The organism is Occultella aeris, assembly GCF_902703175.1.
Lineage (GTDB): Bacteria > Actinomycetota > Actinomycetes > Actinomycetales > Beutenbergiaceae > Occultella > Occultella aeris.
The window spans coordinates 60300-83045 of sequence record NZ_CACRYJ010000060.1 but is presented as its reverse complement, the minus strand read 5'-3'; the positions used below and the strand labels follow the sequence as shown (position 1 = coordinate 83045).

Below are 22746 nucleotides of genomic sequence, written 5' to 3'. Positions count from 1 at the left end.
TATTCGGCATCGATCATATGACACACTGTTGAGTTCTCAAGGAGCGGACGCGCACCAACCCAGACCCGATCGGATCCTCGCTGGGGCAACCTCTCTACCTTAGCCTCCCGCACCCTCGCCGTCAAATCCTGCGTTCCGGCTCGTGCTTACTGCCGGTGGGCATGGAGTTGCTGCGTGGACTGTGGTCCAAGGCCCGTCCTGTCGCTCCTCGATGCATCGCATCGGGTGACTGCCGGGGGTTCGTGCCCTCTATCCGGGACCGTCCACCTCTCGGTGTCCGTTCCTCCCTGTCGGGGCAACGAGGTGAAACATTACGTCGTGCCGGCGCAGGGGTCAAATCACCCGCAGCGCGCCCCACGGGCACCCGTTCGGGTCGCGTTGATGGCCTCTGACCTGCGGCAACGTCCGTTCGGTGGAACTCGTAGGTCTCGGCTTCGGCCCGGATCCGGCAGGAACTGGTCCCAGTGACCTGAGTCACGATCCGGCCCGGGCCGGGTGATGCCGCTCGCCGGAACGAGCGCGGCCGGCCGCCGGGACCCAAGGGTCCTCGGCAGGCCGGCCGGCATCGGGCAGCGGGTGCGGGTCGATCAGCGGGTGATGACCGCCAGGCTCCGACGCCCACGGCGCACCAGGGCGACACCGCCGGCGAGGAGGTCCCCCTCGGTGATGATCTGCTCCGGGTCGGAGATCTTCACGTTGTTCAGGTACGCGCCCCCCTCACCGACCACGCGGCGGGCGGCGTTGCGTCCCTTCTCCAGGCCGGCGGCCACGAGGGCATCCACGATCGTGGACTCCCCCGGCACCACGGTGCCCCGCGGCACCTCCGCCACGGCATCCGCGAGCGTTCCGGCGTCGAGGTCGTGCAGATCCCCGCCGCCGAACAGGGCCGCCGAGGCGGCCTCGACCCGGGCCGTGGCGTCCGCGCCGTGCACCAGCGTGGTCACCTCACGGGCGAGCACCCGCTGGGCCTCACGGGCGCGGGGTGCGTCGGCGACGGCCTGCTCCAGCTCGGTTATCCGCTCCCGGTCGAGGAACGTGAAGATCTTCAGGTAGCCCACCACGTCGGCGTCGTCGGTGTTCACCCAGAACTGGAAGAAGGCGTACGGGCTCATCATGTCCGGGGCCAGCCAGACCGCACCGCCCTCGGTCTTGCCGAACTTGGTGCCGTCCGCCTTCGTGATGAGCGGGGTGGTGAGCACGTGCACCGTGCCACCGTCCGCCTTGCGGATCAGGTCCACGCCGGAGAGCAGGTTGCCCCACTGGTCGTTGCCGCCGGTCTGCAGCGTGCAGCCGTAGCGCCGGTTCAGTTCCAGGAAGTCCATGCCCTGCAGGATCTGGTAACTGAACTCGGTGAAACTGATGCCCTCGTCGCTGCTGAGCCGGCGGGCCACCGTGTCCTTCGCGAGCATGGTGCCCAGCCGGTAGTGCTTGCCGATGTCCCGCAGGAAGTCGATCGCGGACAGCGGCGCGGTCCAGTCGAGGTTGTTCACCATGGTGGCCGGGTTGTCGCCCTCGAAGTCGAGGAACCGGGAGATCTGGGCGTGCAGACGCATCGTCCACTCGGCCACGACCTCCTTCGTGTTCAGCGTTCGCTCGCCGGACATCCGCGGGTCGCCGATCAGGCCGGTGGCGCCGCCGACGAGGGCGAGAGCCCGGTGGCCGGCACGCTGCAGGTGTCGCAGCAGCACCAGCTGCACGAGGTGCCCGTGGTGCAGGCTCGGGCCGGTGGGGTCGAAGCCGGCGTAGTACGTGACCGGCCCCGCCGCGAGTGCGTCGGCCAACGCCGACTCATCGGTCGACTGGGCGATCAGACCGCGCCAGCGCAGCTCGTCGAGGATGTCGTTCACGGCTACTTCTCTGCCTCTCGGGTGGAGTGACACGCGGATACGTCGGAACCGCGTGGGGTGCGGCGGGTTGCCCGCCAGGTGCGAGCCTAACGGCGACCGGCGGACCGGTAGGCGGACACGTGGGGGTCACCGTCGACCCAGTACCGCCAGCCGAACCTCTCGGCGTCTCCCCCGGCGCCGCTCACGCCGACCCGGCCGCCGCTGGCCACGGCCGCCGGCGGCTCGCCGCGGTCCAGGCTCAGGAGCCCGACGGCGTCACCGCCCTGGGTGACGACGGCTCCGTTGTGCTCTCGGGTGAGTCCGAGCACCACGGCCAGGCGCGCCGGTCCCCTGGCGAGGTCACGATCGGCGCGGCACACGCCCGAGGCGAGCCGACGCCGTCGGGCCTCGCCGGTCCCGGCGACCACCTCGCCGGCGCGCAGCAGGACCGCGGAGGCGACGCCGTCGGGCCCGCAGACGAGATTGGCGCAGTGGTGCAGCCCGAGGTGTCGGTACACGTAGAGATGCCCGGCCGGCCCGAACATCACCTCGTTGCGCAGGGTCGGGCCGCGGTAGGCGTGCGAGCCCGGATCATCGGTGCCCTCGTAGGCCTCGACCTCCACGAGCCGGACGGTGACCTCGTGCCCGCCGACCCGGGACGTGAGCGTGGCGCCCAACAGCTCCGACGCGAACTCGGTGCTGCGCCGGGACAGGTCGAGGGCGCCTCTCATGGGCGCAGCCGGCCCCAGGCGTCCACGTGCACGTCGGCGAGGTCGCGGGTCCCGACGCGGGCGAACAGGTCACGCTCGGCGTTCATCCAGCTCCGCCAGTGCGGTTCCGCGGCGACGCCGTCACGGGCGAGGCCGCGGGCCAGCCGGACGTCGTCGTCGGCCTCCACCCACACGATCACGGACAGGAACCGGCGCGAGGACGCCCGCACGCACCCGACACCCTCGACCACGAGGTGGTCGGCGATCGGGACCTCGTGGGACTCGGCGAACGCTTCGGAGTGCCAGTCGTAGCGCCGGTATCGGCCCGGTCGGCCGAGCCAGATCGGCGCCAGGACCTCCTCGGTGAGCCGGTCCCCGGCCGCCGCGAGTCCGGACCAGCCCTCGTAGAGATCGTCCATGTGGATGGTCCGGGCGTCCAGAACGGGCGCGAGGGCGGCGGCCAGGCTGGTCTTGCCGGAGCCGGCCGGCCCGTCGATGGCGATCACCGTGGTCCGCCCACAGTGCGGCCCCGCCGCGGCCGCCGCCGCGACGATCGCGGCGACGGTCTCTGCGGTGGCGGCCGCGCCGTCGGAGGGCGTCCGGGTCACCGCATCGCGGCGATGCCGGCGCGCCGCTGCGCGGACGTGGTGCGCGCCACCTCGAGCTGCTCGGCGACCCGCTCGGGGGCGGTGCCACCGACGCCGTCGCGGGAGCCGATGGAGCCGGCCACGCTGAGCACGTCCCGTACCCCCGGGGTGAGGTGCTCGCTGATCTCGGCGAGGTCGTCGTCGCCGAGGTCCCAGAGCTCGATGCCGCGCCCCTCGCAGGCCTGCACGCAGGCGCCGGCGATCTCGTGGGCATCCCGGAACGGGACGCCCTGACGCACCAGCCACTCGGCGATGTCGGTGGCGAGGGCGAAGCCCTGCGGGGCGAGCTCCGCGAGCCGGTCGACATGGAAGGTCAGGGTCGCGACCATGCCAGCGACGGCGGGCAGCAGCAGAGCGAGTGTGTCGACGGCGTCGAACACGGGCTCCTTGTCCTCCTGCAGGTCCCGGTTGTAGGCCAGCGGGAGGCCCTTCAGCGTGGCCAGCAGTCCGGCCAGGTCGCCGATGAGGCGGCCGGCCTTGCCGCGGGCGAGCTCGGCCACGTCCGGGTTCTTCTTCTGCGGCATGATCGAGGAGCCGGTGGAGAACGCATCATCGAGGGTGACGAAACCGAACTCCTTCGTGGCCCAGAGGATGACCTCCTCGGAGATCCGGGACAGGTCCACCCCGATCATCGCGGTCACGAACGAGAACTCGGCCACCACGTCCCGGGCGGCCGTGCCGTCGATGGAGTTCGCCACCGGGGCGTCGAAGCCGAGGTCCGCGGCCACAGCGGCCGGGTCGAGGCCGAGAGAGGAACCGGCGAGCGCCCCGGACCCGTACGGCGAGATCGCCGCGCGGGCGTCCCAGTCGCAGAGCCGGTCCACGTCCCGCAGCAGCGGCCAGGCGTGCGCGAGCAGGTGATGGGCGAGCAGGACCGGCTGGGCGTGCTGCAGGTGGGTGCGCCCAGGCATGGGCGCGTTCGGGTGTGCCTGCGCCTGCGCGATCAGGGCGTCCACCACGTCCAGCACCCCGCCGGCGACCAGGAGTGCCTGCTCGCGCAGATACATCCGGACCAGGGTGGCGATCTGGTCGTTGCGGGACCGCCCGGCGCGTAGCTTGCCGCCGAGCTGCGGCCCGGCCCGCTCGATCAGACCCCGCTCGAGGGCACTGTGCACGTCCTCGTCGCCGTCAGCGGCCACGAACGCGCCGGAGGTGACGTCCGCGTCGAGTGCGTCCAGGGCGGCGAGCATGCCGGCCAGCTCGTCCTCGGTCAGCAGGCCGGCACCGTGAAGTACGCGGGCGTGCGCCCGGGAGCCGGCGATGTCGTGCCGCGCGAGGCGCCAGTCGAAATGGGTCGACTTGCTGAGGGCGGCGAGCGCGTCGGCGGGTCCACCGCTGAAGCGCCCACCCCAGAGCGCGCCGGACGTGGTGTGCTCGGCCATCAGTCGGATCCCACCTCCATGGCCGCACTCTCCAGAGCGGTCTCGTCGTCCGCGACCGTCGGGTTGGCCGTGATGACGGCGGCGCCGCCGGTGGGCAGCTCACCGAAGAGCGTGCCGTTCTCGACCAGCACCTGCCCCTGGTTCACCGGCTGCCTGGCGTACATCTCCAGCTTGTCGCGCGAGTCGGCGATGTCGAGGTTGCGCATGGTGAGCTGACCGATCCGGTCGGTCGGACCGAAGGCCGCGGACTCGGTGCGCTCCATCGACAGCTTCTCGGGGCGGTAGGAGAAGGCGGGTCCGTCGGTGCGCAGCAACGTGTAGTCCTCGCCACGCCGCAGCCGAAGGGTGACCTCGCCGGTGACGACGGAGGCGATCCACCGCTGGATCGACTCGCGGATCATGAGCGCCTGCGGGTCCAGCCAGCGGCCCTCGTACAGCAGCCGTCCCAGCCGCCGGCCGTCGGCGTGGTAGCTGGCGATGGTGTCCTCGTTGTGGATGGCGGCCACCAGCCGTTCGTAGGCGATGTGCAGCAACGCCATCCCGGGGGCCTCATAGATACCGCGGGACTTCGCCTCGATGATGCGGTTCTCGATCTGGTCTGACATGCCGAGCCCGTGCCGGCCACCGATGGTGTTCGCCTCGTGCACGAGCGCCACCGGGTCGGCGAAGGGGCGCCCGTTGATCTCGACCGGGCGGCCCTGGGAGAACGCAATGGTCACGTCCTCGGCCTCGATGGCCACCTCCGGGTCCCAGAACTTCACACCCATGATCGGGTCGACCGTCTCCAGGGAGACGTCCAGGTGCTCGAGGGTCTTCGCCTCGTGTGTGGCGCCCCAGATGTTGGCGTCGGTGGAGTAGGCCTTCGCGGCACTGTCCCGGTAGGGCAGGTTGTGATCGGTGAGCCACTCGCTCATCTCCGCGCGGCCGCCCAGCTCGGACACGAACGCCGGGTCCAGCCACGGCTTGTAGATCCGCAGGGACGGGTTCGCGAGCAGCCCGTAGCGGTAGAACCGCTCGATGTCGTTGCCCTTGAACGTGGACCCGTCGCCCCAGATCTCGACACCGTCCGCCTGCATGGCGCGCACCAGAAGGGTGCCGGTGACGGCTCGGCCGAGCGGGGTGGTGTTGAAGTAGGCGCGGCCGCCGCTGCGGATGTGGAACGCACCGCAGGCGAGCGCCGCCAGCCCTTCCTCGACCAGGGCACTCTTGCAGTCGACGGCGCGGGACAGCTCGGCGCCGTACTCGATGGCGCGGCTCGGGACCTTCTCGATCTCGGGCTCGTCGTACTGGCCGAGGTCGGCGGTGTAGGTGCACGGGATCGCCCCGTGGTGCCGCATCCAGGCCACCGCGACCGAGGTGTCCAGACCGCCGGAGAACGCAATGCCTACTCGTTCGCCGACCGGCAGTTCCGTCAGTACCTTGCTCACCGGTTCTCCTCAGGGGTCGTCGTGTCTCTATCGGGATCGCGGCCACCGGCCAGATCCAGGAACAGCTGGGCGACCACGGGTCCACCCGCTGCTTCGGCCGCGATCACCAGCACGGTGTCGTCCCCGGCGATCGTGCCTATCACCGGGGGCAGGACGGAGTGGTCGATCGCCGATGCCAAGAATTGTGCCGCGCCGGGAGGGGTGCGCAGCACCACCAGGTTCCCGGAGACGTCGGCGGAGACGAGCAGCTCGGTGCACAACCGGGCCAGGCGCGTGGCGAGCTGCTCGGTGTCGCCGCCGGCGTAGCCGAGCCCGCTCTCGGGCGGTAGCGCGTAGTGCTGGCTGCCGTCGCCGCCCCGGACCTTGTAGGCGCGCAGCTCGTCCAGGTCCCGGGACAGGGTCGCCTGGGTAGCACTCATGCCCCGGTCGGCGAGCAGGGCCTGCAGGTCGCCCTGGGAGCGCACCGCGCCCGCCTCGATCACCTGCCGGATCAGCGCGTGCCGGGCCGTCTTGGTCGCCGGGATCGTCATCACTGCTGCACCAGCCGCTCGAGCAGCCACGCCAGGATCGCCTTCTGCGCGTGCAGCCGGTTCTCGGCCTCGTCCCAGACGACCGAGCGTGGTCCCTCGATCACCTCGTCGGTGATCTCCTTGCCGCGGTAGGCGGGCAGGCAGTGCATCGCGATGGCCGACGGCGCAGCCTGGCCGAGCAGGTCGTCGTTCAGCTGGTAGGCCCGGAAGGGCGCTTCGCGTGCCTCGGACTCGGCCTCCTGTCCCATCGACACCCAGGTGTCGGTGGCGACGGCGTCCGCGCCACGGACGGCCTCCACCGGGTCGGTGGTGACGGTGACCGATCCGCCGCTCTCGCGTGCGATCGCGGTGGCCCGGGCCACGATGTCCGCGTGCGGGTGGTAGTCGGCGGGCGCGCCGATCCGCACGTCCAGACCGGCCACCGCGCCGCCGAGCAGGTAGGAGTTGGCCATGTTGTTGGCGCCGTCGCCGACGTAGGCGAACGAGCGACCGGCGAGCGCCGGACCGGAGGCGGACAGGCCACCGGTGTGCTCGGCGATCGTGAGCAGGTCGGCGAGGATCTGGCACGGGTGGTAGTCGTCGGTGAGCGCGTTCACGACCGGCACCCCGGCGTGCGCCGCCATCTCCTCGATCCGGTCCTGCCCGAACGTGCGCCAGACGATCGCCGACGTCATCCGGCCGAGCACCCGCGCGACGTCCGGAACGGACTCCCGGACGCCGACCTGGGCGAGCTTGCCGTCGACGAGCATCGGGTAGCCGCCGAGCTCGGCGACCCCCGCGGTGAACGACGCCTGGGTGCGCAGGGTGGGCTTGTCGAAGATGATCGCGACGGCCTGCGGGCCGGCCAGCGGCCGGAACGCGTGCCGGGCCGCCTTGGTGGCGAGCGCGAGCAGCAGGACCTCGCGCTGCTCGGCACTGGTCAGGTCGTCGTCGGCGAGGAAGTGGCGAAGGCTCATGCGGCACTCGCTTCCGTGAGGATCGTCGGCAGGTCCGCCACGAGGGCGTCGGCCTGCGCGGTGGTCAGGATCAGCGGTGGGGCGAGCCGGATCGCGTCCGGTGCCACCGCGTTGACGATATAGCCGCGGCGCAACGCGGCGGCGGCGACCGCCGGAGCCACGGGCTCGGCGAGCTCGATAGCGATCAGCAGGCCCTCGCCGCGGCATCCGGTCACGAGCGGGTGGTCGAGCGCTGCGATCTCGGTGCGAAGGTGCTGCCCCACCGTCGTCGCGTTGGCTAGCAGCCCGTCGCGCTCGATGACGTGGATGGTGGCGAGGGCGGCGGCGCTGGCCACCGGGTTGCCGCCGAATGTGGTCCCGTGCTGGCCGGGGGTCAGGAGCGTGGCCGCCTCCTCGGTGACCGCGACGAGCGCGCCCATCGGAAAACCGCCGCCGAGACCCTTGGCGAGCGCGATTGCGTCGGGGACGACTCCCCCACCGATGTGCGGCAGGTGGTGGCCCATCCAGGTACCGGTGCGGCCCATGCCGGACTGCACCTCGTCGAGGATCAGCAGCGCCCCGTGCGCGGAGGTGATCTCACGCGCCGCGGCCAGGTACCCCGGCGGCAGCGCGCGCACGCCGGCCTCCCCCTGGACCGGCTCGACGATCAGCGCCGCGACCCGCCCACCGCCGTCGGCGAACGCGGCCTCCAGGGCGGCGAGGTCACCGAACGGCAGATGCTCCACCCCGCCCGGCAGCGGCTCGAACGGTTCCCGGTACGCGGCCTTGGCGGTGAGGGCGAGCGCCCCCATCGACCGGCCGTGGAACGCGCCCTGCAGGGCCAGGATGCGATCCCGGTCCGGGCCGCCGTGGCGGCGCGCGAGTTTGAACGCGGCCTCCATCGCCTCGGTGCCGGAGTTCGTGAAGAACACCCGACCGCCCGCCGGTGCGCCGCCGTCGACCACGAGGGCGAGTAGCCGCTCGGCGAGCGTGATCTGGGTGGGCGAGGCGAAGAAGTTGGAGATGTGCCCCAGCGTGCCGAGCTGGGCGCTGATCGCCCCGGTCAGCGTGGGGTGGGCGTGGCCGAGCGCGTTGACCGCGATGCCGGCGAGCAGGTCGAGGTAGCGGTTGCCGTCGGCGTCCCACACATAGCAGCCCTCGCCGCGAACGAGCACCCGCTGCGGCGGCCCGAACGTGTTCATCAGCGCGCCGGCGTACCGGCGCTGCCAGTCGTCCTGGGTCAGCGAGCCGGTGGCTGCGTCGATCACTTCGCTCACGCGTCGTCCTCCTCGTTCTCACTGGGCTCGGCAACCTCGGTGGTGCCGTCGGCCACCGGCAGCACCATGGTGCCGACGCCCTCGTTCGTGAAGATCTCCAGCAGCAGCGAGTGCGGCTGGCGGCCGTCGATGACATGTGCCTGGCGCACGCCGCCGCGGACCGCGCGCAGGCACGCCTCCATCTTCGGCACCATCCCGGACTCGAGACCGGGCAGCATCTCCTCCAGGGAGTCCGCGTCGATGGAGCGGATCAGGGAGGTCCGGTCCGGCCAGGCCGCGTACAGGCCCTCAACGTCGGTGAGCACCACCAGCTTCTGTGCGCCGAGCGCGGTGGCCAGCGCGGCGGCGGCGGTGTCCGCGTTCACGTTGAGCACGTCACCCGGGTTCTCGCCATCGGGCGCGATCGTGGAGACCACCGGGATCCGGCCGGCGTCGAGCAGGTCCTGCACGGCCTTCGGCCGCACCTCGACGACGTCGCCGACCAGGCCGACGTCGACGGGTTGGCCGTCGATCATGGCGGGCCGCTTCACCGCGCGGAACAGGCCGCCGTCCTCCCCGGACAGCCCGACCGCGAGCGGCTCGCGCTCATTGAGGCGGCTGACCAGGTCACGCTGGACCTGCCCGGTGAGCACCATCCGGACCACGTCCATGGTCTCGGGGGTGGTCACCCGCAGGCCGCCGCGGAACTCGGAGGAGATCCCGAGCCGGGCCAGCATGGCCGAGATCTGCGGGCCGCCGCCGTGCACCACGACGGGCCGCAGACCGGCGTACCGGAAGAACCGGATGTCGTCGGCGAAGGCACGCTCGAGGGTGGCGTCGACCATGGCGTTTCCGCCGAACTTGATGACGACGATCGCCCCGGCGAACTCCTCCAGCCACGGCAGGGCCTGGACGAGCACCTCGGCCTTCTGGTGCGGGAACAGGTCCGTCTCGGTGTTGAAGACGAACGAGGGGTCGACGGCGGGGGTCGCGTCCGGGCCGACGGCGGCGGTCGGGTCCGGGCGCTGGGTGGGACCGTCGATGAGCTGGTTGTCGGTGGGCTCGCTCATGTGGAGTACGCGCTGTTCTCGTGGACGTAGTCGTGGGTGAGGTCATTGGTCCAGATCGTGGCGGTGGCGTCGCCGGCGTGCAGGTCGATGACCACGTGCACCTCCCGGGAGGCGGCCAGGTCGAGCTGCGCCGGGTCCTCGTGGGCGCCCCCGGCCCGGCAGATCAGCAGCCCGTTGATGCGCACGTCCAGTTCGGCAGGGTCGAACGGCGCGACCTCCTCCGGGACCGTGCCCACCTGGGCAATGATCCGGCCCCAGTTCGGGTCGTTGCCGAACATGGCGGCCTTGAACAGGTTCGAGCGGGTGACCGCGCGGCCCACGGCCACCGCCGCGGCCTCGTCGCTGGCCCCGACCACCTGCACGGCGATGTCGTGGCTGGCGCCCTCGGCGTCGGCGATCAGGGCCCTGGCGAGCTGAGCGCAGGCGGACTGGACGGCCTCGGCGAACTCGGCGGGCTCCGGGGTATGGCCGCTGGCGCCGGAGCTCAACAGCACCACGGTGTCCGAGGTGGACATGCAGCCGTCGGAGTCGATCCGGTCGAACGTGGTGGCGGTGGCCGCCCGCAGCGCGGCATCGGCGGTGGCGGCGTCGACCACGGCGTCGGTGGTGAGCACCACGAGCATGGTCGCCAGCGACGGGGCCAGCATGCCCGCACCCTTGGCCATGCCCCCCAGGGACCAGCCACCCGCCTCGACCAGCACCTGCTTGGGCACCGTATCGGTCGTCATGATCGCCGTCGCTGCGGCCGGGCCGCCGTCCACGGACAGGCCGTCGACGGCCCGGTCGAGCCCGGCGAGCAGTTTGTCGGCCGCCAACGGCACCCCGATCAGGCCGGTGGAGCAGACCACCACGTCGGCCGCGGACGCGCCGAGCAGGGCGGCCGTCTTCTCGGCGGTGGCGTGGGCGTGGGCGAAGCCGTCCGGGCCGGTGGCCACGTTCGCGCCGCCGGAGTTCAGGACCACGGCGTGCACGATGTTGTCGGTCACCGCCTGGCGCGACCAGATCACCGGGGCGCCGACCACCCGGTTGCTCGTGAACACCGCGGCGCCGACCTGGTCGGGCCCGTCGTTGACGACCAGGGCGAGGTCGGGTCTTCCGGAGGACTTGAGGCCGGCGGTGACGCCGGCGGCGCGGAACCCGGCGGGTGCGGTGATGCTCACGGGGCGACTCCGTTCGTGGGCAGGCCCATGGTCTCGGGCAGGCCGAGGGCCAGGTTCATGGACTGGATGGCACCGCCGGCGGTGCCCTTGACGAGGTTGTCGATCGCGCAGACGGTCACGACCCGGCCGGCCCGGGCGTCCACGGCCACCTGGACCAGAGCGGTGTTCGCGCCGACGGTGGCGGCCGTGGTGGGCCATTGGCCCTCGGGGAGCAGGTGCACGAACGGCTCGTCGGCGTAGTAGGTCTGCCAGGCGGCCCGGACCGTGGCGGAGTCGATGCCCTCGGTCAGGCGCGCCGTCGTGGTCGCGAGGATGCCTCGGGCCATCGGCACCAGCGTCGGGGTGAACGACAGCCGCACCTGCTCGGCGCCCGCCGCGCGAAGGTTCTGTTCGATCTCGGGGATGTGCCGGTGCGTGCCGCCGACGGCGTAGGGCACCGCGGAACCGAGCGCCTCGGAGGCGATCAGGTGGGTCTTGGCCGCCTTGCCGGCGCCGGAGTACCCGTTCGCGAGGACCGCGACCAGGTCGGTCGCCTCCACCACCCCGGTCGCGATACCTGGCTGGATGCCCAGGGTGACGGCGGTGACGTTGCAGCCGGGCACCGCGATCCGCCGGGCCGAGCGCAGCACCTCACGCTGGCGGGTGCCGGAGTCGGCGAGCACGAGCTCGGGCAGCCCGTAGGGCCAGGTGCCCGCGTGGGGAGAGCCGTAGAACGCCTCCCAGTCCCCCGCGTCCACGAGCCGGTGGTCGGCGCCGCAGTCCAGCACCAGGGCCTCGGACCCGGCCGCCTCGAGGGCGGCCGCGATCGCGCCGGAGGCACCGTGCGGCAGGGCGAGCACCACGACGTCGTGGCCGAGCAGGTTCTCGGCCGTGGTCTCGACGAACCGGCGCTCGGCGAGGTCACGCAGGTGCGGGTGGTGCAGCCCGACCGGGTCACCGGCGTTCTTGTGGGCGGTGAGCGCGCCGATGGTGACCTCTGGGTGACCGAGCAGCAGGCGCAGAACCTCGCCGCCGGCGTAGCCACTGGCACCGGCGATCGCGACAGATACAGGCATGTGCATAACTATACAGTCGGATGGATGCCTGTCCAGCCGCGATCATCGGTGGCCCGGTCCGACCATCCGCCACCGACGATGGGCGCGAAGTGGTCCGGGACCGATTCCAGGACGCCCTGTCCGTTCGCGGCGCCGTGCAGACCGGCCCGTACCGCGCCGACCGCGGCGGCTCGCACCGTTCCCGTCACCACGGCCAAACGGCCGTGGCCGTCGGTGGCATCCGGCGTTGCGCCGTGCCGGGAGAGCACGGCGAGGACTGCGGCGAGGGTGCCGATCGGTGCCTCGACGGTGAACCGGTCGACCGGCTCGCAGACGGTGGTCCCCGCACGGTCGAGCGCTTCTCGCACCACGACCTCCGTGGTGTGCCGCACGTCGGACGCGCGCGGACCGGCCGGAGGGTAGTCGCTCTCGATCACCGTGACCCTGAGGTCCGTGACCGGCCAGCCGCGCGGTCCGGATCCGAGGGGCTCCGCCAGGTAGCCCAGCATCGCCGACCGGAAGCCGTCGAGGGTGGCGTACACGTGCAACGGAAGCCCGGCACGCGGTGCCTCGACCACCAGGTCGACGCCGCTGCCCGGCGCGGCCGGCACGATGCGCACCCCGAGGGAGTAGCCGTACAGGTGGTCCGGGTCACCCATCCGACGCACGGCCGTCCCCGTGCTCGACGGTCGTTCGACGCACACCACCGTGGTCCCACTGAAGGCGGCATCGATGCCGAAGTCGGCAGCCAGCGTCTGGGCCAGGACCTGTTGCTGCACCTCCCCGTAGGTGCTGATCCGCACGGCGCCCCGGTCGGGCCGCACGGAGATCAGCGGGTCGATGTCGGCCAGCTCCGTCAGCGCCTTGCGCAGGTCGTACTGCTTGCGAGGATCACGCGCAGCCACACGGGTCTCGAACCCCGGCCTGGGCAGCACCGACCGAGCGGCGGGCGCGGGTCCGGAGCCGATCCAGTCACCAATCTGCGCGGAGTCCAAGCCTCGGACCCGGGCGATCTGCCCTGCCGCTACCCGATCACGCCGCACCGGCCCGCCCGGCTCGAAGACCTCGAGCTCCGTCACGGTCGCCGACCGGCCACCACCGAGCGGCACCCGGTCCCGAAGGCGCAGCACGCCGGCGCGCATCCGCACCGTGGCCTGCCGTCCTCCGGACGCGGGATGCTCGACCTTGAAGATCTGCGCCGACACAGGGGCTGCGTCATCGCCGGCGGGCGGCGTGAGGAACTGGGTCACCGCGTCGATCAGCTCGGTGATTCCGGCACCGGTTCGGGCCGAGCCGAACACGACCGGTTCGACGGCTCCGGCGCGGGTCAGCCGCTCCAGACTCATGCGCAGTCGCGCCACGCCGACCGGAGGCGGGACGGCGACCCACTCGGCGAGCAGTTCGTCGTCATGCTCGGCCAGCCGAGCCGTCAGATCCTCCGCCACCACCGTTTCGTCCCAGGCGAGCGACTGGCTCTGCGCCGCGGGTGCGCCCGCGCCGAGCACGCGGGTCAACGGCACCACCGACGAGCCCAACCGGAGCCGGATCTCGTCGAGGACCCTCCTGGGCGCCGCTCCGGATCGGTCGATCTTGTTGACGAACAGCACCATCGGCACGCCCATGCGCCGCAGCGCCCGGTACAGCACCACGGTCTGGGCCTGCACGCCCTCGACCGCGGAGAGCACCAGGACCGCACCGTCCAGAACTGCCAGCGACCGCTCGACCTCGGCGATGAAGTCCGGATGGCCCGGTGTATCCACCAGATTGACGGTGAGATCGCCGACGCTGAACGACGCGACGGCGGAGCGGATGGTGATACCGCGCTGCCGCTCCAGGGCAAGGGTGTCCGTCTGGGTCGTGCCGGCATCCACCCGGCCGATCTGGTCGATCGCTCCCCCGGCGTGCAGCAGCGCTTCGGTCAGAGAGGTCTTGCCGGCGTCGACATGGGCCAGTACGCCGAGGTTGAGCCGGCGTGAGCCCGAGTGGGGCGGCGCACCCGCGGCGGGCGGATCCGAGGCTTTGCTCGGGTCGGCGTCAGGTGATGCGGATCTCTGCGAGTTCGAACGGTCCATGGCTCCTCGTGTGCAGGTCGGCAGTGGCTGGGCACACGAACTCGCGCATGGTGGCTCCGTTCTTCCGGTCGGGGAACCTGTCAACTATTCGGACAGGACCCGACGATCCTGCGGCCGTGCCCGGCGCAGTGTCAACGCGATTTACATCGAGCTCCGACGCCATCGAGCCTCGACGCGATACCACCGCGTCGTTGCGCACCTTCGCGCATCGCATCAGGCAGGATCGTGGTCGTACCACCAGACCCGGAGGTCCGGTCATGAGTGAGCAGGGTTGGCGTCACTTCCTCGAGGCCACCGGCGTCGAGGACTGGGTCGTGCTGCACGGCGGCGCGACGGCGGTGTTCCGGACCGGCTCGCTCGCTGACTCAGTGCGGCTCGCGGCGGCGATCGCCGAGGTCGCGGGCTTCGAGGGTTCCGGCCGGCTCCTGACCATCGCGGATGACCGGCTCACGGTGCGACTCACCCGGGACCTGTGGGCGCTCGAGCCGGAGCACGTCGGCCTGGCCAGGGCGGTCTCGGCCACGGCCGGGCGGCACGGCGCACCGGCTGATCGCGCGGCGGTCCATGAGGTCCAGCTCGCGATCGCGGCGAAGCCCGAGACGATCGACGTCGGCTTCTGGCGGGCCGTCCTCGGCTACGACCCTGTGGCCGACGACAACGGTGTCGACCCGCTCGGCCACGGCTCAACGGTCTGGATGCAGGACCTGGACGAGACCAAGCCGCTGAGGCATGCGATGCACATCGATGTCTCCGTGGCGCGCGAGCATTCGCAGGCTCGGTTCGATGCGGCCGTGGCGGCCGGCGGGATCGTGGTGCACGACGCCGCACCGGGTCACTGGATCCTCGCCGACCGGGCCGGCAACAAGGTGTGCATCTGCGCGTGGCCCGACGGAGCCGAGTTCTCGGCGGACGACGAGGGGGACGTCACTGCCGGGGAGTCCGCGATCGAGTCCGGGAGGACCGAGACCGGCTGAGGCCCCGCTCGTGCGGTGCGTGCAGGGCCCTGCTCGTGCGGTGCGTGGCGACTGCGCGCGGCGCACCCGGAGGTGCCGGTACGATCCGCGGGAAAGCGAGCGGCCCCGCACCCGTGACCTACGAGCGACGAGGGCCCTGCACAGGGGCGAGGAGTGGCCGTGGGGCACGACGCACAGCAGCCTGGACACCAGCCAGACCCGCACCCGGGCCAGCCGCCGACGCAGCAGTCGTGGTCGCCGCCGGGCCAGCCACAACCGCAGGACGGGAGTCGTCCGTGGCCATTGAGCAGCGGTGGGCAGCCGTGGCAGCAGGGCGGTGCACCCGCACCCCAACAGCCTTGGCAACAGGGCACCGCACCCGCACCCCAACAGCCTTGGCAACAGGGCACCGCACCCGCACCCCAACAGCCATGGCAACAGGGCCTCCGCCAGGCGCCGCAGCAGCAACAGTGGACGCCCGCTGCCGCCCCGCCGCCCAGGCCGAAGCGCAAGCCGATGCGCAAGGGCATGCTCTTCGGCATCATCGGCGCCGTCGTCCTCGTCATCGCGCTCGTCGTCGTGCTCTCGGTCACCAACGCCCGGCGCGCGGAGCAGCGCGCTGCGGAGGAAGCCGCGGCATCCGAGGCGGCCGCCGAGGCCGCCGCGCAGGCGCGAGCGGACGCGGCCATCGCTCCAGTCCAGGGGTACCTGCAGGCCCTGGCCGATGCGGACGCCGCAGCGGCACTCTCGTTCCTCTCGATCGACTCCTCTCCGTCTGAACTCATGACGGATGAGGTGCTCGCGGCATCGAACGCGATCGCACCGATCTCCGCGATCGAGGTGAGTCCGGTCGACCCGGGAACGGCGCTCGGAGTCGTCGACGTCCCGGTGTCGTACCTCCTCGGTGACGAACAGATCGACGTCACCTTCAACGTCTCCGGGCCAGTCACAGAGAACGACGACGCCCCGTGGGAGATCTCCGGCGGCTACGGCACCGTCTTCGTCAGCGACCCGTTCGTTGCCGCGGGTGGACTGGTCAACGGCGTCCCAGTCACGTCCACGATCGTCGACGTGTTCTTCGGCGCCTACCAGTTGAGCCTGTCCGACACCAGGTTCGGGCTTGAGGGCACGACGGCGGCGACCATCTCCGTGGATTCCCTCGAGGCTGACTTCGATGCCGAGGTCGTCCTGACCGAGGAGGGACTCGTGGCGTTCCGCACCCTCGTCAACGCAGCGGTCAGCACGTGCGTCGCCTCGACGACTCTTGTCGCCGGTTGCGGTATCGACCTGCCTGACACGATCCAGGGCACCACGGTTCACGAGGGCACGGTCGCCCGGTCCCTGACCGCCGAGGCCCAGGTGACCCTCGACTCGCTCGAGGCGACCGTCACCTCCGACGAGCCGAGGATCGTGACCGGCGAGTCCATCGGTGCTGTCGACGTCGAGTTCGACTGCACGGAGAACGGCCAGTCGGGCCGCTGCGAACTGCTCTTCGGCAGCGCCGGCAGCCTCGGCGCGCCCGTGGTCGACTTCGGCGCCGACGCACCCGTGGTGCGCTGGGACTGAGATCCGAGGCGCGGGCGATCCTTGCGTCCGCGCACTTGCCCGTGGTCGGCTCTACCCATGAGCGACGACGAGCGCATCGTGACCGCGTCGAAGGTGGTGGCGGCCCCCGCGGCCGACATCTTCGAACTGATCGCCGATCCGGCCCGGCAGCCGGAGTGGGACGGCAACGACAACCTCGGGCACGCGCCGCCCGGCCAGCGGGTGCGCTCGGTCGGCGACGTGTTCACGATGGAGCTCACGAAGGGCGCCGTCCGCGAGAACCACGTCGTCGAGTTCGAGGAGGGGCGCCGCATCGCATGGAATCCCGCGCCGCCGGGGGAAGCGCCTCCCGGTCACCTGTGGCGCTGGGAACTCGAACCGTCCGACGAGCGCACCACGCTCGTCAGGCACACCTACGACTGGACCGACCTCACCGACGAGCGGAGGTTCGACCGGGCCCGAAGCACGACGGCGGCGAATCTGCAGGCTTCCGTCGATCGCCTCGCGGCCCTCGCCGAAGCCTTCGGGTAGCCAACGAGCCCGCACGGGCACTGCCGCGGTTGCGGAACAATGGGGGCCATGAGCACCACCTACCTCCAGGGCGTCCCCGTTGAGAACTACCCCGAGGTCCCACCCGAGGCCGCCCGTGGCCGGGCGCTGCGGATCACCGAGGTCGGCGAGGACGTCCTGCATCACCCGTGCCGCGACGTCGAGAACTTCGGTTCGCCGGAGCTGGCCGGCCTGATCGATGACATGTTCGCCACCATGCTCGTGGCCGAGGGTGTCGGCCTGGCGGCGAACCAGGTGGGCGAGGACCTCCGCCTGTTCGTCTACGACCTCACCGACTCCGACGAGGTGCGGCACGTCGGGCACGTCGCGAACCCGGTCCTGACGGTGCTGGACGGGGACACCGAGGAGGGCGAGGAGGGCTGCCTGAGCGTGCCCGGGCCCGGCGCGGACCTGTTCCGTCCCGTGCACGTGCGCGTCCGAGGCGTCGACCAGCACGGTGAGCCGGTCGAGCTCGAGGGCTGGGACTACCTCGCCCGGTGCTTCCAGCACGAGGTCGGGCACCTGCACGGTCAGCTCTACATCGACCTGCTCAGCAAGCGGGTCCGCAAGCGGGTGCTGCGAGACATGGATGACATGCGCGACGAGGTCCTCGAGCGCCGCGAACGCATCTCGCGGGCGTTCGCGAAGGAGCCGGCGGCCTACCCCGCACCCTGACGTCCCGCTCGCGCGAGACGGCCGGGCCCACCGCCGGCGCGGTGCCCTACAGTGCTGCGCATGTCCGCCGTTGGTCACCTTCCGCGCGTCCCGTTCGTTCTGCATCCTCGGGCCAAGGAACTGGCCGACGGCGGTGCCTCCGGCTTCGTGCTGGTGCTGCCGGGCGGTGGTTACGAGGGGCGGGCCGAGCACGAGGGTGCGGTGATCACGGCGTTCCTCGCCGACCACGGCATCCCTTCGGGATACCTGGAGTACCCCGTCGCGCCGGCGATCTATCCGGAGGCGCTGGACCAGGTCCTGCTGGCCCTGGCAGACCTGCGAGCCGCGGTGCACGGCGCCTTCCCCGGCCCGTTGGCGGTGATCGGGTTCTCCGCGGGTGGTCACCTGGCCGCCTCGGTCGCGACCGCTACCGAGTCCGAGCGCGCCGACCTGGCCGGCCGCGAGGGTACGGACCCGGCGTCGCTGGCCCGACCGGACCTGGCCACCCTGTGCTACCCGGTCATCTCACTCGTCAACCGTGCCCACATCGGTTCCCGGCGGAACCTGCTCGGCGACACGGACACCGAGGCCCTCGCCACGTCCCTGAGCGTGGAGCGCCGGGTCGATGCGGACACTCCCCCGGCGTTCCTGTGGCACACGGCCGACGACGCAGCGGTCCCGGTGGAGAACTCGCTCCTGATGGCCGCAGCGCTACGGGATGCTGCCGTTGCGTTCGAGTTGCACGTCTACCCCACCGGCCGGCACGGTCTCGGCCTGGCCGACGACGTCGGCGCGCCGGTCACCGACTGGCGGGATGCCTGGCTCAACTGGCTCGCGCGCGGTGGCGTGGGCCCGGCCCCGACCCTGAGTCCTGGCTGTGCTGTCAGGCGCACTCGGTGACCTCGTCAGCCGCGACGCGGTCGGCGGGGCGGGACCGGCGTCGGACCAGGTGCACGGTGACCGCCACCACGATCGCGGCGACGACGATGCCCCCGAACACCAGCCAGCTCGCGGTGCCGAGCGCCGCCGCGGCCTGCGGAAGGGCCGTCCGGGCGGCGGCGCCGACGCCCACCCAGAGCCCGGACCACAGGATCGCCCCGATGACCGACCCGGCCAGGAACTTGCCGTAGCCGAGCCGGCTAGCGCCGGCGGCCGGCGGCACCAGGGTGCGCACGGCCGGGAGCAGCCGGGACACGACGATCGCCAGCACGCCGTACCGGCGCAGCATCGACGTACCCCGGTCCCAGTGTCGGGTGCCGACCCGGCGCACCACCCGCGACTCCCGCAGGGCCGGGCCGGCCCGGTGCCCGATCAGGTAGCCGAGGTGATCGCCGGCCGTGGCGCCGAGCGCGACCACCCCGATCGCGACTGCGACCTGGTCACCCGTGGTGGTGGCCGCGCCGATGCCGAGCACCACGGTCTCCCCGGGGAACACGAATCCCAGCCCCAGTGCCGACTCCGCGAACGCGAAGAGCGCGCCGAGTGCGAGGAGCAGCGGACCGTAGTGGTCGGCGAGTCCGGCGAGGAGGGATTCCATGCGTCCCAGCCAACCGTCCGGGGCGGGGTCGCGGCCATGGGGTATGCCCCCCATTCGCCCCCGGGATCCCACCCGTGACCACTCAGGGTAGGCCGGCTCGGACCCCGGCTCAGGATGCCGGGGAGTCCCCTTCGCGCAGCCAGGTGAGCACGGCCAGCACCCGGCGGTGGTCGTCCCCCGACGGCGGCAGGTCGAGTTTGTCGAAGATCGACGAGACGTGCTTCTCAACAGCCTTCGGGGTGATCACCAGGGCGCGACCGATCGCCGCGTTCGTGCGCCCCTGCGCCATCAGGCCGAGGACCTCGCGCTCGCGCGCGGTGAGCCGCTGCACCGGCCGCGCCCGGCGCCCGGCGAACAACTGCGCGACGACGGTGGGATCGAGCACGGTCCCACCGGCTGCCACGCGCTCGAGGGCGTCGGAGAGCTCGTCGAGGTCCGCGACCCTGTCCTTGAGCAGATAGCCCACACCACCGCCGGTGGCGAGCAGGTCCCCCGCATAGGACTCCTCGACGTACTGGGACAGCACCAGAACGGCGGTCCCCGGGACCCGGTCGCGGATGGTGAGTGCGGCACGCAGGCCCTCGTCGGTGAAGGAGGGTGGCATCCGCACGTCGACGACGGCCACGTCGGGCCGGGCCTCGGTCACGGCTTCGATGAGCGCGTCCCCGTCCCCGACCGCGGCGACCACCTCGCAGTCCGCCTCCTCGAGGAGCCGGATCAGGCCCTCACGGAGCAGGACCGAATCCTCGGCGAGGGCGACGCGCATGGTCCCCGACCCTAGCCGAGCGCGGGTCCGGTCAGGGAATCGTGGCGACCACGCGGGTGCCCGCGCCGTCCGGGCTGTGCACCTCCAGCACCCCGTCCACGCCGGCGAGCCGGTCGGCCAGGCCGGTCAGGCCATGCCCCTTGCCCGGATGCGCGCCGCCGATGCCGTCGTCCGCGATCTCGACCCGCAGCACGCCGTCGTCCAGCTGCGCCACGGTCACTCGCACCGCCGTCGCACCGGAGTGCTTGGCAGCGTTCACGAGCGACTCGGTAACCACGAAGTACGCTGCCGACTCACGGGCGGCGGCGAGCCGCTGGCCCGGGTCGAGGCCGATGTCCAGCTCCACCGGGATCAGTGACTGCCCCGCGGCGGACCCGATCGCGGCGCGCAGGCCACGGTCGCTGAGGACGGGCGGGGCGATGCCGCGGGAGAGTGTGCGGAGTTCGTCGAGACTCGCCTGGGCATGCCCTATCGCCTCGGCGATCAACCGCTCGGCGGCGTCCGGGTCGTCGGCGGCGAGCCGCCGCTGCGCGGACTGCAGGTCCATGCTCATCCGGACCAGTCGCTGCTGCGGCCCGTCGTGGATGTCCCGCTCGATCCGGCGCAGCGTATCCGCCTCGGCACCGACCACGGCGGCCCGGCTGCGGGTCAGTTCCGCGACCTGGGCGCGCAGGGCCGACGACGACGTGCCACCGAGGGTGATCCGTGCGAGGCCGCTGTGCAGGGCGACCATGCCGCGCACGACCCAGGGTGCGGTCAGGAGCAGGAGGGCGCCGAGCACCGTGGTCAGCAGGATGTCGGCCAGTTGGCCGGGGTAGCCGAGCAGGTCCGCGAGGTCGGTGCGGCCGCCGTCCGGCAGGTAACGCTCCCAGACGATGTACAGCACGCCCCCGGCGCCGACGACCCACCAGACCACCGTGACGACGAAGGTGAGCAGGGAGACCGGGAAGAACAGCAGCGCGTGGAGCAGGTCCAGCCAGCTCTGCCCGTGGCCGAGCCTGGCCAGGAACCGGCGCAGGCCCTTCCGCTCCGTGTGGAACGGCAGGGTCGCCGGTACCGGGTAGCCGAGTGCGGCCAGCCGCGTCCGCTCGACGTTCCCGAGCCCCTGGGCCGCGGCGAGGGTCCCGGCCAGGATCGGCAGGCCGAGCAGCGTGACCAGCAGGCCCACCCCCAGCGCGATCCCGACCACGAAGACGACGAGTCCGGCGATGCCGAACGGTAGGCAGAGGAGCAGGTACCCGCTCTCCCGAGCGGCGCGGCGCAGCAGCGAGACGTGCTCGGGTGCTTGCGGACCGGGGCCGATGGGGGTCTCGAGCGCGGTCATGACGCCACCTTGCCGGTTCGAGCCACCGAAGACCAGCGCGATCCGGGGCGCCGGGCGGCACTCGCGAGCAGTAGCAGCACCCCGGCCGTGATCGACGCGACAGCCACGAGGGGCCCGGTGGCGTCCCAAAGGGTCTCGGGGCGGAATCCACCGATGGTCAGCGCCAGCACACCCGCACCGACGAGCAGCCCGGCCGTGAGCAGCCGCCCGGCACCCACGTCCGTGGCGACCAGGCGGGGCAGCCGCACCCGCTCCAGGCGTGAGAAGACCGTCATGGCCACCGCGAGGACCAGGCCGAGCACGGCCACCCAGGCGGTGACGCCGTCGAACCACTCGGCGCTCAACGGATCCGGGGTGTCGCGGCCGAGGGCGATAACCGCGACCCCGGCGACCAGCACCAGTGCCGGCGTGTGCCACAGGTACACGGTCATCGCAGACCCCGAGAGCCGGCCCACGACGGCGGCCACCCGCGGACGCGCTGCCCACGCCGCGATCTGGTCGCGGACGGCGAGCGCAAGGCCGAGCTGACCGACCGCGAGCGCGAGCAGCACCGCGGTCGGGGGGTTCATGTTGGACATCGGGTCACCCGGCAGACCGACCATGCTCAGCGGGTACGGGCCGAACCCCACGGCCAGCGCCGCCGCGGCGAACCCGAAGGCACCGAGCGCGACCGCGCGCAGCCCGCGGATGCCCCGAAGGCGTCCGTGTCCGTAGTGGATGCCGACCTGATGCACGGCGCCCCAGACGGCGATCACGTTCAGGTAGCCGAGCACGTCCGGCGCCCCGAAGGAGAACCGGAGCACGTCCACCGCGATCGCGACGGCTGCGAAGCCGATCAGTTCGCGGCCACGCAGCGCGTCGGCCAGCCGCACCAGCGCCGGGCTGAGCAGGGTGATCAGGACGTACGCGCCGAGGAACCACAGCAGCGCGCCCACGAGCCGGGCACCGACCGAGACCGGCTCGGCGGGCATCCCGAGGGCCAACATCAGGTGCGGCAGCGGCAGCCAGAGCGCCGCGAGCCCGAGGACCGGGATCGCCAGGCGCAACAGTCGAGCTGCCACCCAGGCCCGATCGGCGCCGGTGGAGCGCCGGCGCAGGCTCATCGCGGTGGCCGCCCCACCGGCGAAGAAGATCAGTGGCATCACCTGGCTGATCCAGGTCACCACCCAGCCACCGGGGACGGTCAGGGCGTTGCTGGTGACGAGGTGGCCGTCGGAGTAGTCGATCACGGGCATCAGCCAGTGCTGTGCGACCACGAGGGCGATCGCGAACAGGCGCAGGACGTCCACGAACAGGTCCCGCGTCGGCGGAGGGCTCGCGGCGGGGGCGAGGACGGGTGGATCAAACGTTGCGGTCATGGTGTCCAGCC

At 72.0% G+C, this 22746-nt stretch carries 21 protein-coding genes; 5 read left to right on the top strand and 16 right to left on the bottom strand.

What is annotated here, in order from left to right; genetic code table 11:
• Positions 1–587 precede the first annotated feature (587 nt).
• The 12 genes from tyrS to HALOF300_RS21360 form a co-directional block, all read right to left on the bottom strand.
• Entirely contained in the window at positions 588–1847 is a 1260-nt protein-coding gene (gene tyrS, locus HALOF300_RS21415) for a tyrosine--tRNA ligase (protein WP_156742924.1), read from the bottom strand.
• Positions 1848–1933: 86 nt separating this feature from the next.
• On the bottom strand, positions 1934–2557 hold the full coding sequence (locus tag HALOF300_RS21410) for a DNA-3-methyladenine glycosylase (RefSeq protein ID WP_156742923.1): 624 nt from the start codon (positions 2555–2557) through the stop codon (positions 1934–1936).
• Complete coding sequence (locus HALOF300_RS21405; protein WP_156742922.1) at positions 2554–3144, bottom strand: nucleoside/nucleotide kinase family protein; 591 nt, start codon at positions 3142–3144, stop codon at positions 2554–2556. Before HALOF300_RS21405 ends, HALOF300_RS21410 begins: the two co-directional genes overlap by 4 nt.
• Positions 3141–4565 carry an argininosuccinate lyase gene (argH, locus tag HALOF300_RS21400; RefSeq protein WP_156742921.1) on the bottom strand — a complete coding sequence of 475 codons (1425 nt, stop codon included), beginning with the start codon at positions 4563–4565 and terminating at the stop codon, positions 3141–3143. Before argH ends, HALOF300_RS21405 begins: the two co-directional genes overlap by 4 nt.
• Positions 4565–5992: an argininosuccinate synthase gene (gene argG, locus HALOF300_RS21395; protein WP_156742920.1), complete on the bottom strand. Its 1428-nt coding sequence runs from the start codon at positions 5990–5992 to the stop codon at positions 4565–4567. The genes argH and argG overlap by 1 nt, the downstream gene beginning before the upstream one ends.
• Entirely contained in the window at positions 5989–6522 is a 534-nt protein-coding gene (locus HALOF300_RS21390; protein WP_156742919.1) for an arginine repressor, read from the bottom strand. Before HALOF300_RS21390 ends, argG begins: the two co-directional genes overlap by 4 nt.
• Complete coding sequence (gene argF / locus HALOF300_RS21385) at positions 6522–7478, bottom strand: ornithine carbamoyltransferase (RefSeq protein ID WP_156742918.1); 957 nt, start codon at positions 7476–7478, stop codon at positions 6522–6524. Before argF ends, HALOF300_RS21390 begins: the two co-directional genes overlap by 1 nt.
• Positions 7475–8734 (bottom strand): acetylornithine transaminase, encoded by a 1260-nt coding sequence (locus HALOF300_RS21380; RefSeq protein WP_156742917.1) that lies wholly within the window; start codon positions 8732–8734, stop codon positions 7475–7477. The genes argF and HALOF300_RS21380 overlap by 4 nt, the downstream gene beginning before the upstream one ends.
• Positions 8731–9783, bottom strand: a complete 1053-nt coding sequence (argB, locus tag HALOF300_RS21375) for an acetylglutamate kinase (protein WP_156742916.1) — start codon at positions 9781–9783, stop codon at positions 8731–8733. The genes HALOF300_RS21380 and argB overlap by 4 nt, the downstream gene beginning before the upstream one ends.
• A complete protein-coding gene (argJ, locus tag HALOF300_RS21370) occupies positions 9780–10943 on the bottom strand; it encodes a bifunctional glutamate N-acetyltransferase/amino-acid acetyltransferase ArgJ (protein ID WP_156742915.1) in 1164 nt (387 codons plus the stop codon). The genes argB and argJ overlap by 4 nt, the downstream gene beginning before the upstream one ends.
• Complete coding sequence (gene argC / locus HALOF300_RS21365; RefSeq protein WP_197522741.1) at positions 10940–11998, bottom strand: N-acetyl-gamma-glutamyl-phosphate reductase; 1059 nt, start codon at positions 11996–11998, stop codon at positions 10940–10942. The genes argJ and argC overlap by 4 nt, the downstream gene beginning before the upstream one ends.
• Before the next feature lie 8 nt (positions 11999–12006).
• Entirely contained in the window at positions 12007–14049 is a 2043-nt protein-coding gene (locus HALOF300_RS21360) for an elongation factor G (protein WP_156742913.1), read from the bottom strand.
• Between the two features lie 257 nt (positions 14050–14306).
• On the opposite strand from HALOF300_RS21360, the gene HALOF300_RS21355 reads away from it, so the two are divergent.
• The 5 genes from HALOF300_RS21355 to HALOF300_RS21335 all read left to right on the top strand — a co-directional run bounded on the left by HALOF300_RS21355 (position 14307) and on the right by HALOF300_RS21335 (position 18650).
• Entirely contained in the window at positions 14307–15023 is a 717-nt protein-coding gene (locus HALOF300_RS21355; protein ID WP_197522740.1) for a VOC family protein, read from the top strand.
• Between the two features lie 495 nt (positions 15024–15518).
• Positions 15519–16568 carry a hypothetical protein gene (locus tag HALOF300_RS21350; protein WP_156742912.1) on the top strand — a complete coding sequence of 350 codons (1050 nt, stop codon included), beginning with the start codon at positions 15519–15521 and terminating at the stop codon, positions 16566–16568.
• A gap of 57 nt (positions 16569–16625) precedes the next feature.
• The gene (locus HALOF300_RS21345; RefSeq protein ID WP_156742911.1) at positions 16626–17078 is read left to right on the top strand and encodes an SRPBCC family protein; all 453 of its coding nucleotides are present in this window, start codon (positions 16626–16628) and stop codon (positions 17076–17078) included.
• A 48-nt stretch (positions 17079–17126) separates the two neighbouring features.
• Positions 17127–17771, top strand: coding sequence for a peptide deformylase (gene def, locus HALOF300_RS21340; RefSeq protein WP_156742910.1), 645 nt, complete (start codon positions 17127–17129; stop codon positions 17769–17771).
• 60 nt (positions 17772–17831) lie between these two features.
• Positions 17832–18650, top strand: coding sequence for an alpha/beta hydrolase (locus tag HALOF300_RS21335; RefSeq protein WP_156742909.1), 819 nt, complete (start codon positions 17832–17834; stop codon positions 18648–18650).
• On the opposite strand, the gene HALOF300_RS21330 is transcribed toward HALOF300_RS21335, so the two are convergent.
• The 4 genes from HALOF300_RS21330 to HALOF300_RS21315 all read right to left on the bottom strand — a co-directional run bounded on the left by HALOF300_RS21330 (position 18634) and on the right by HALOF300_RS21315 (position 22735).
• Entirely contained in the window at positions 18634–19287 is a 654-nt protein-coding gene (locus HALOF300_RS21330) for a DedA family protein (protein ID WP_156742908.1), read from the bottom strand. The genes HALOF300_RS21335 and HALOF300_RS21330 overlap by 17 nt on opposite strands.
• Positions 19288–19396: 109 nt before the next feature.
• Complete coding sequence (locus HALOF300_RS21325) at positions 19397–20053, bottom strand: response regulator transcription factor (RefSeq protein ID WP_156742907.1); 657 nt, start codon at positions 20051–20053, stop codon at positions 19397–19399.
• Between the two features lie 31 nt (positions 20054–20084).
• Complete coding sequence (locus HALOF300_RS21320) at positions 20085–21377, bottom strand: sensor histidine kinase (protein ID WP_156742906.1); 1293 nt, start codon at positions 21375–21377, stop codon at positions 20085–20087.
• Positions 21374–22735 carry an acyltransferase family protein gene (locus HALOF300_RS21315; RefSeq protein ID WP_156742905.1) on the bottom strand — a complete coding sequence of 454 codons (1362 nt, stop codon included), beginning with the start codon at positions 22733–22735 and terminating at the stop codon, positions 21374–21376. The genes HALOF300_RS21320 and HALOF300_RS21315 overlap by 4 nt, the downstream gene beginning before the upstream one ends.
• Positions 22736–22746 lie beyond the last annotated feature (11 nt).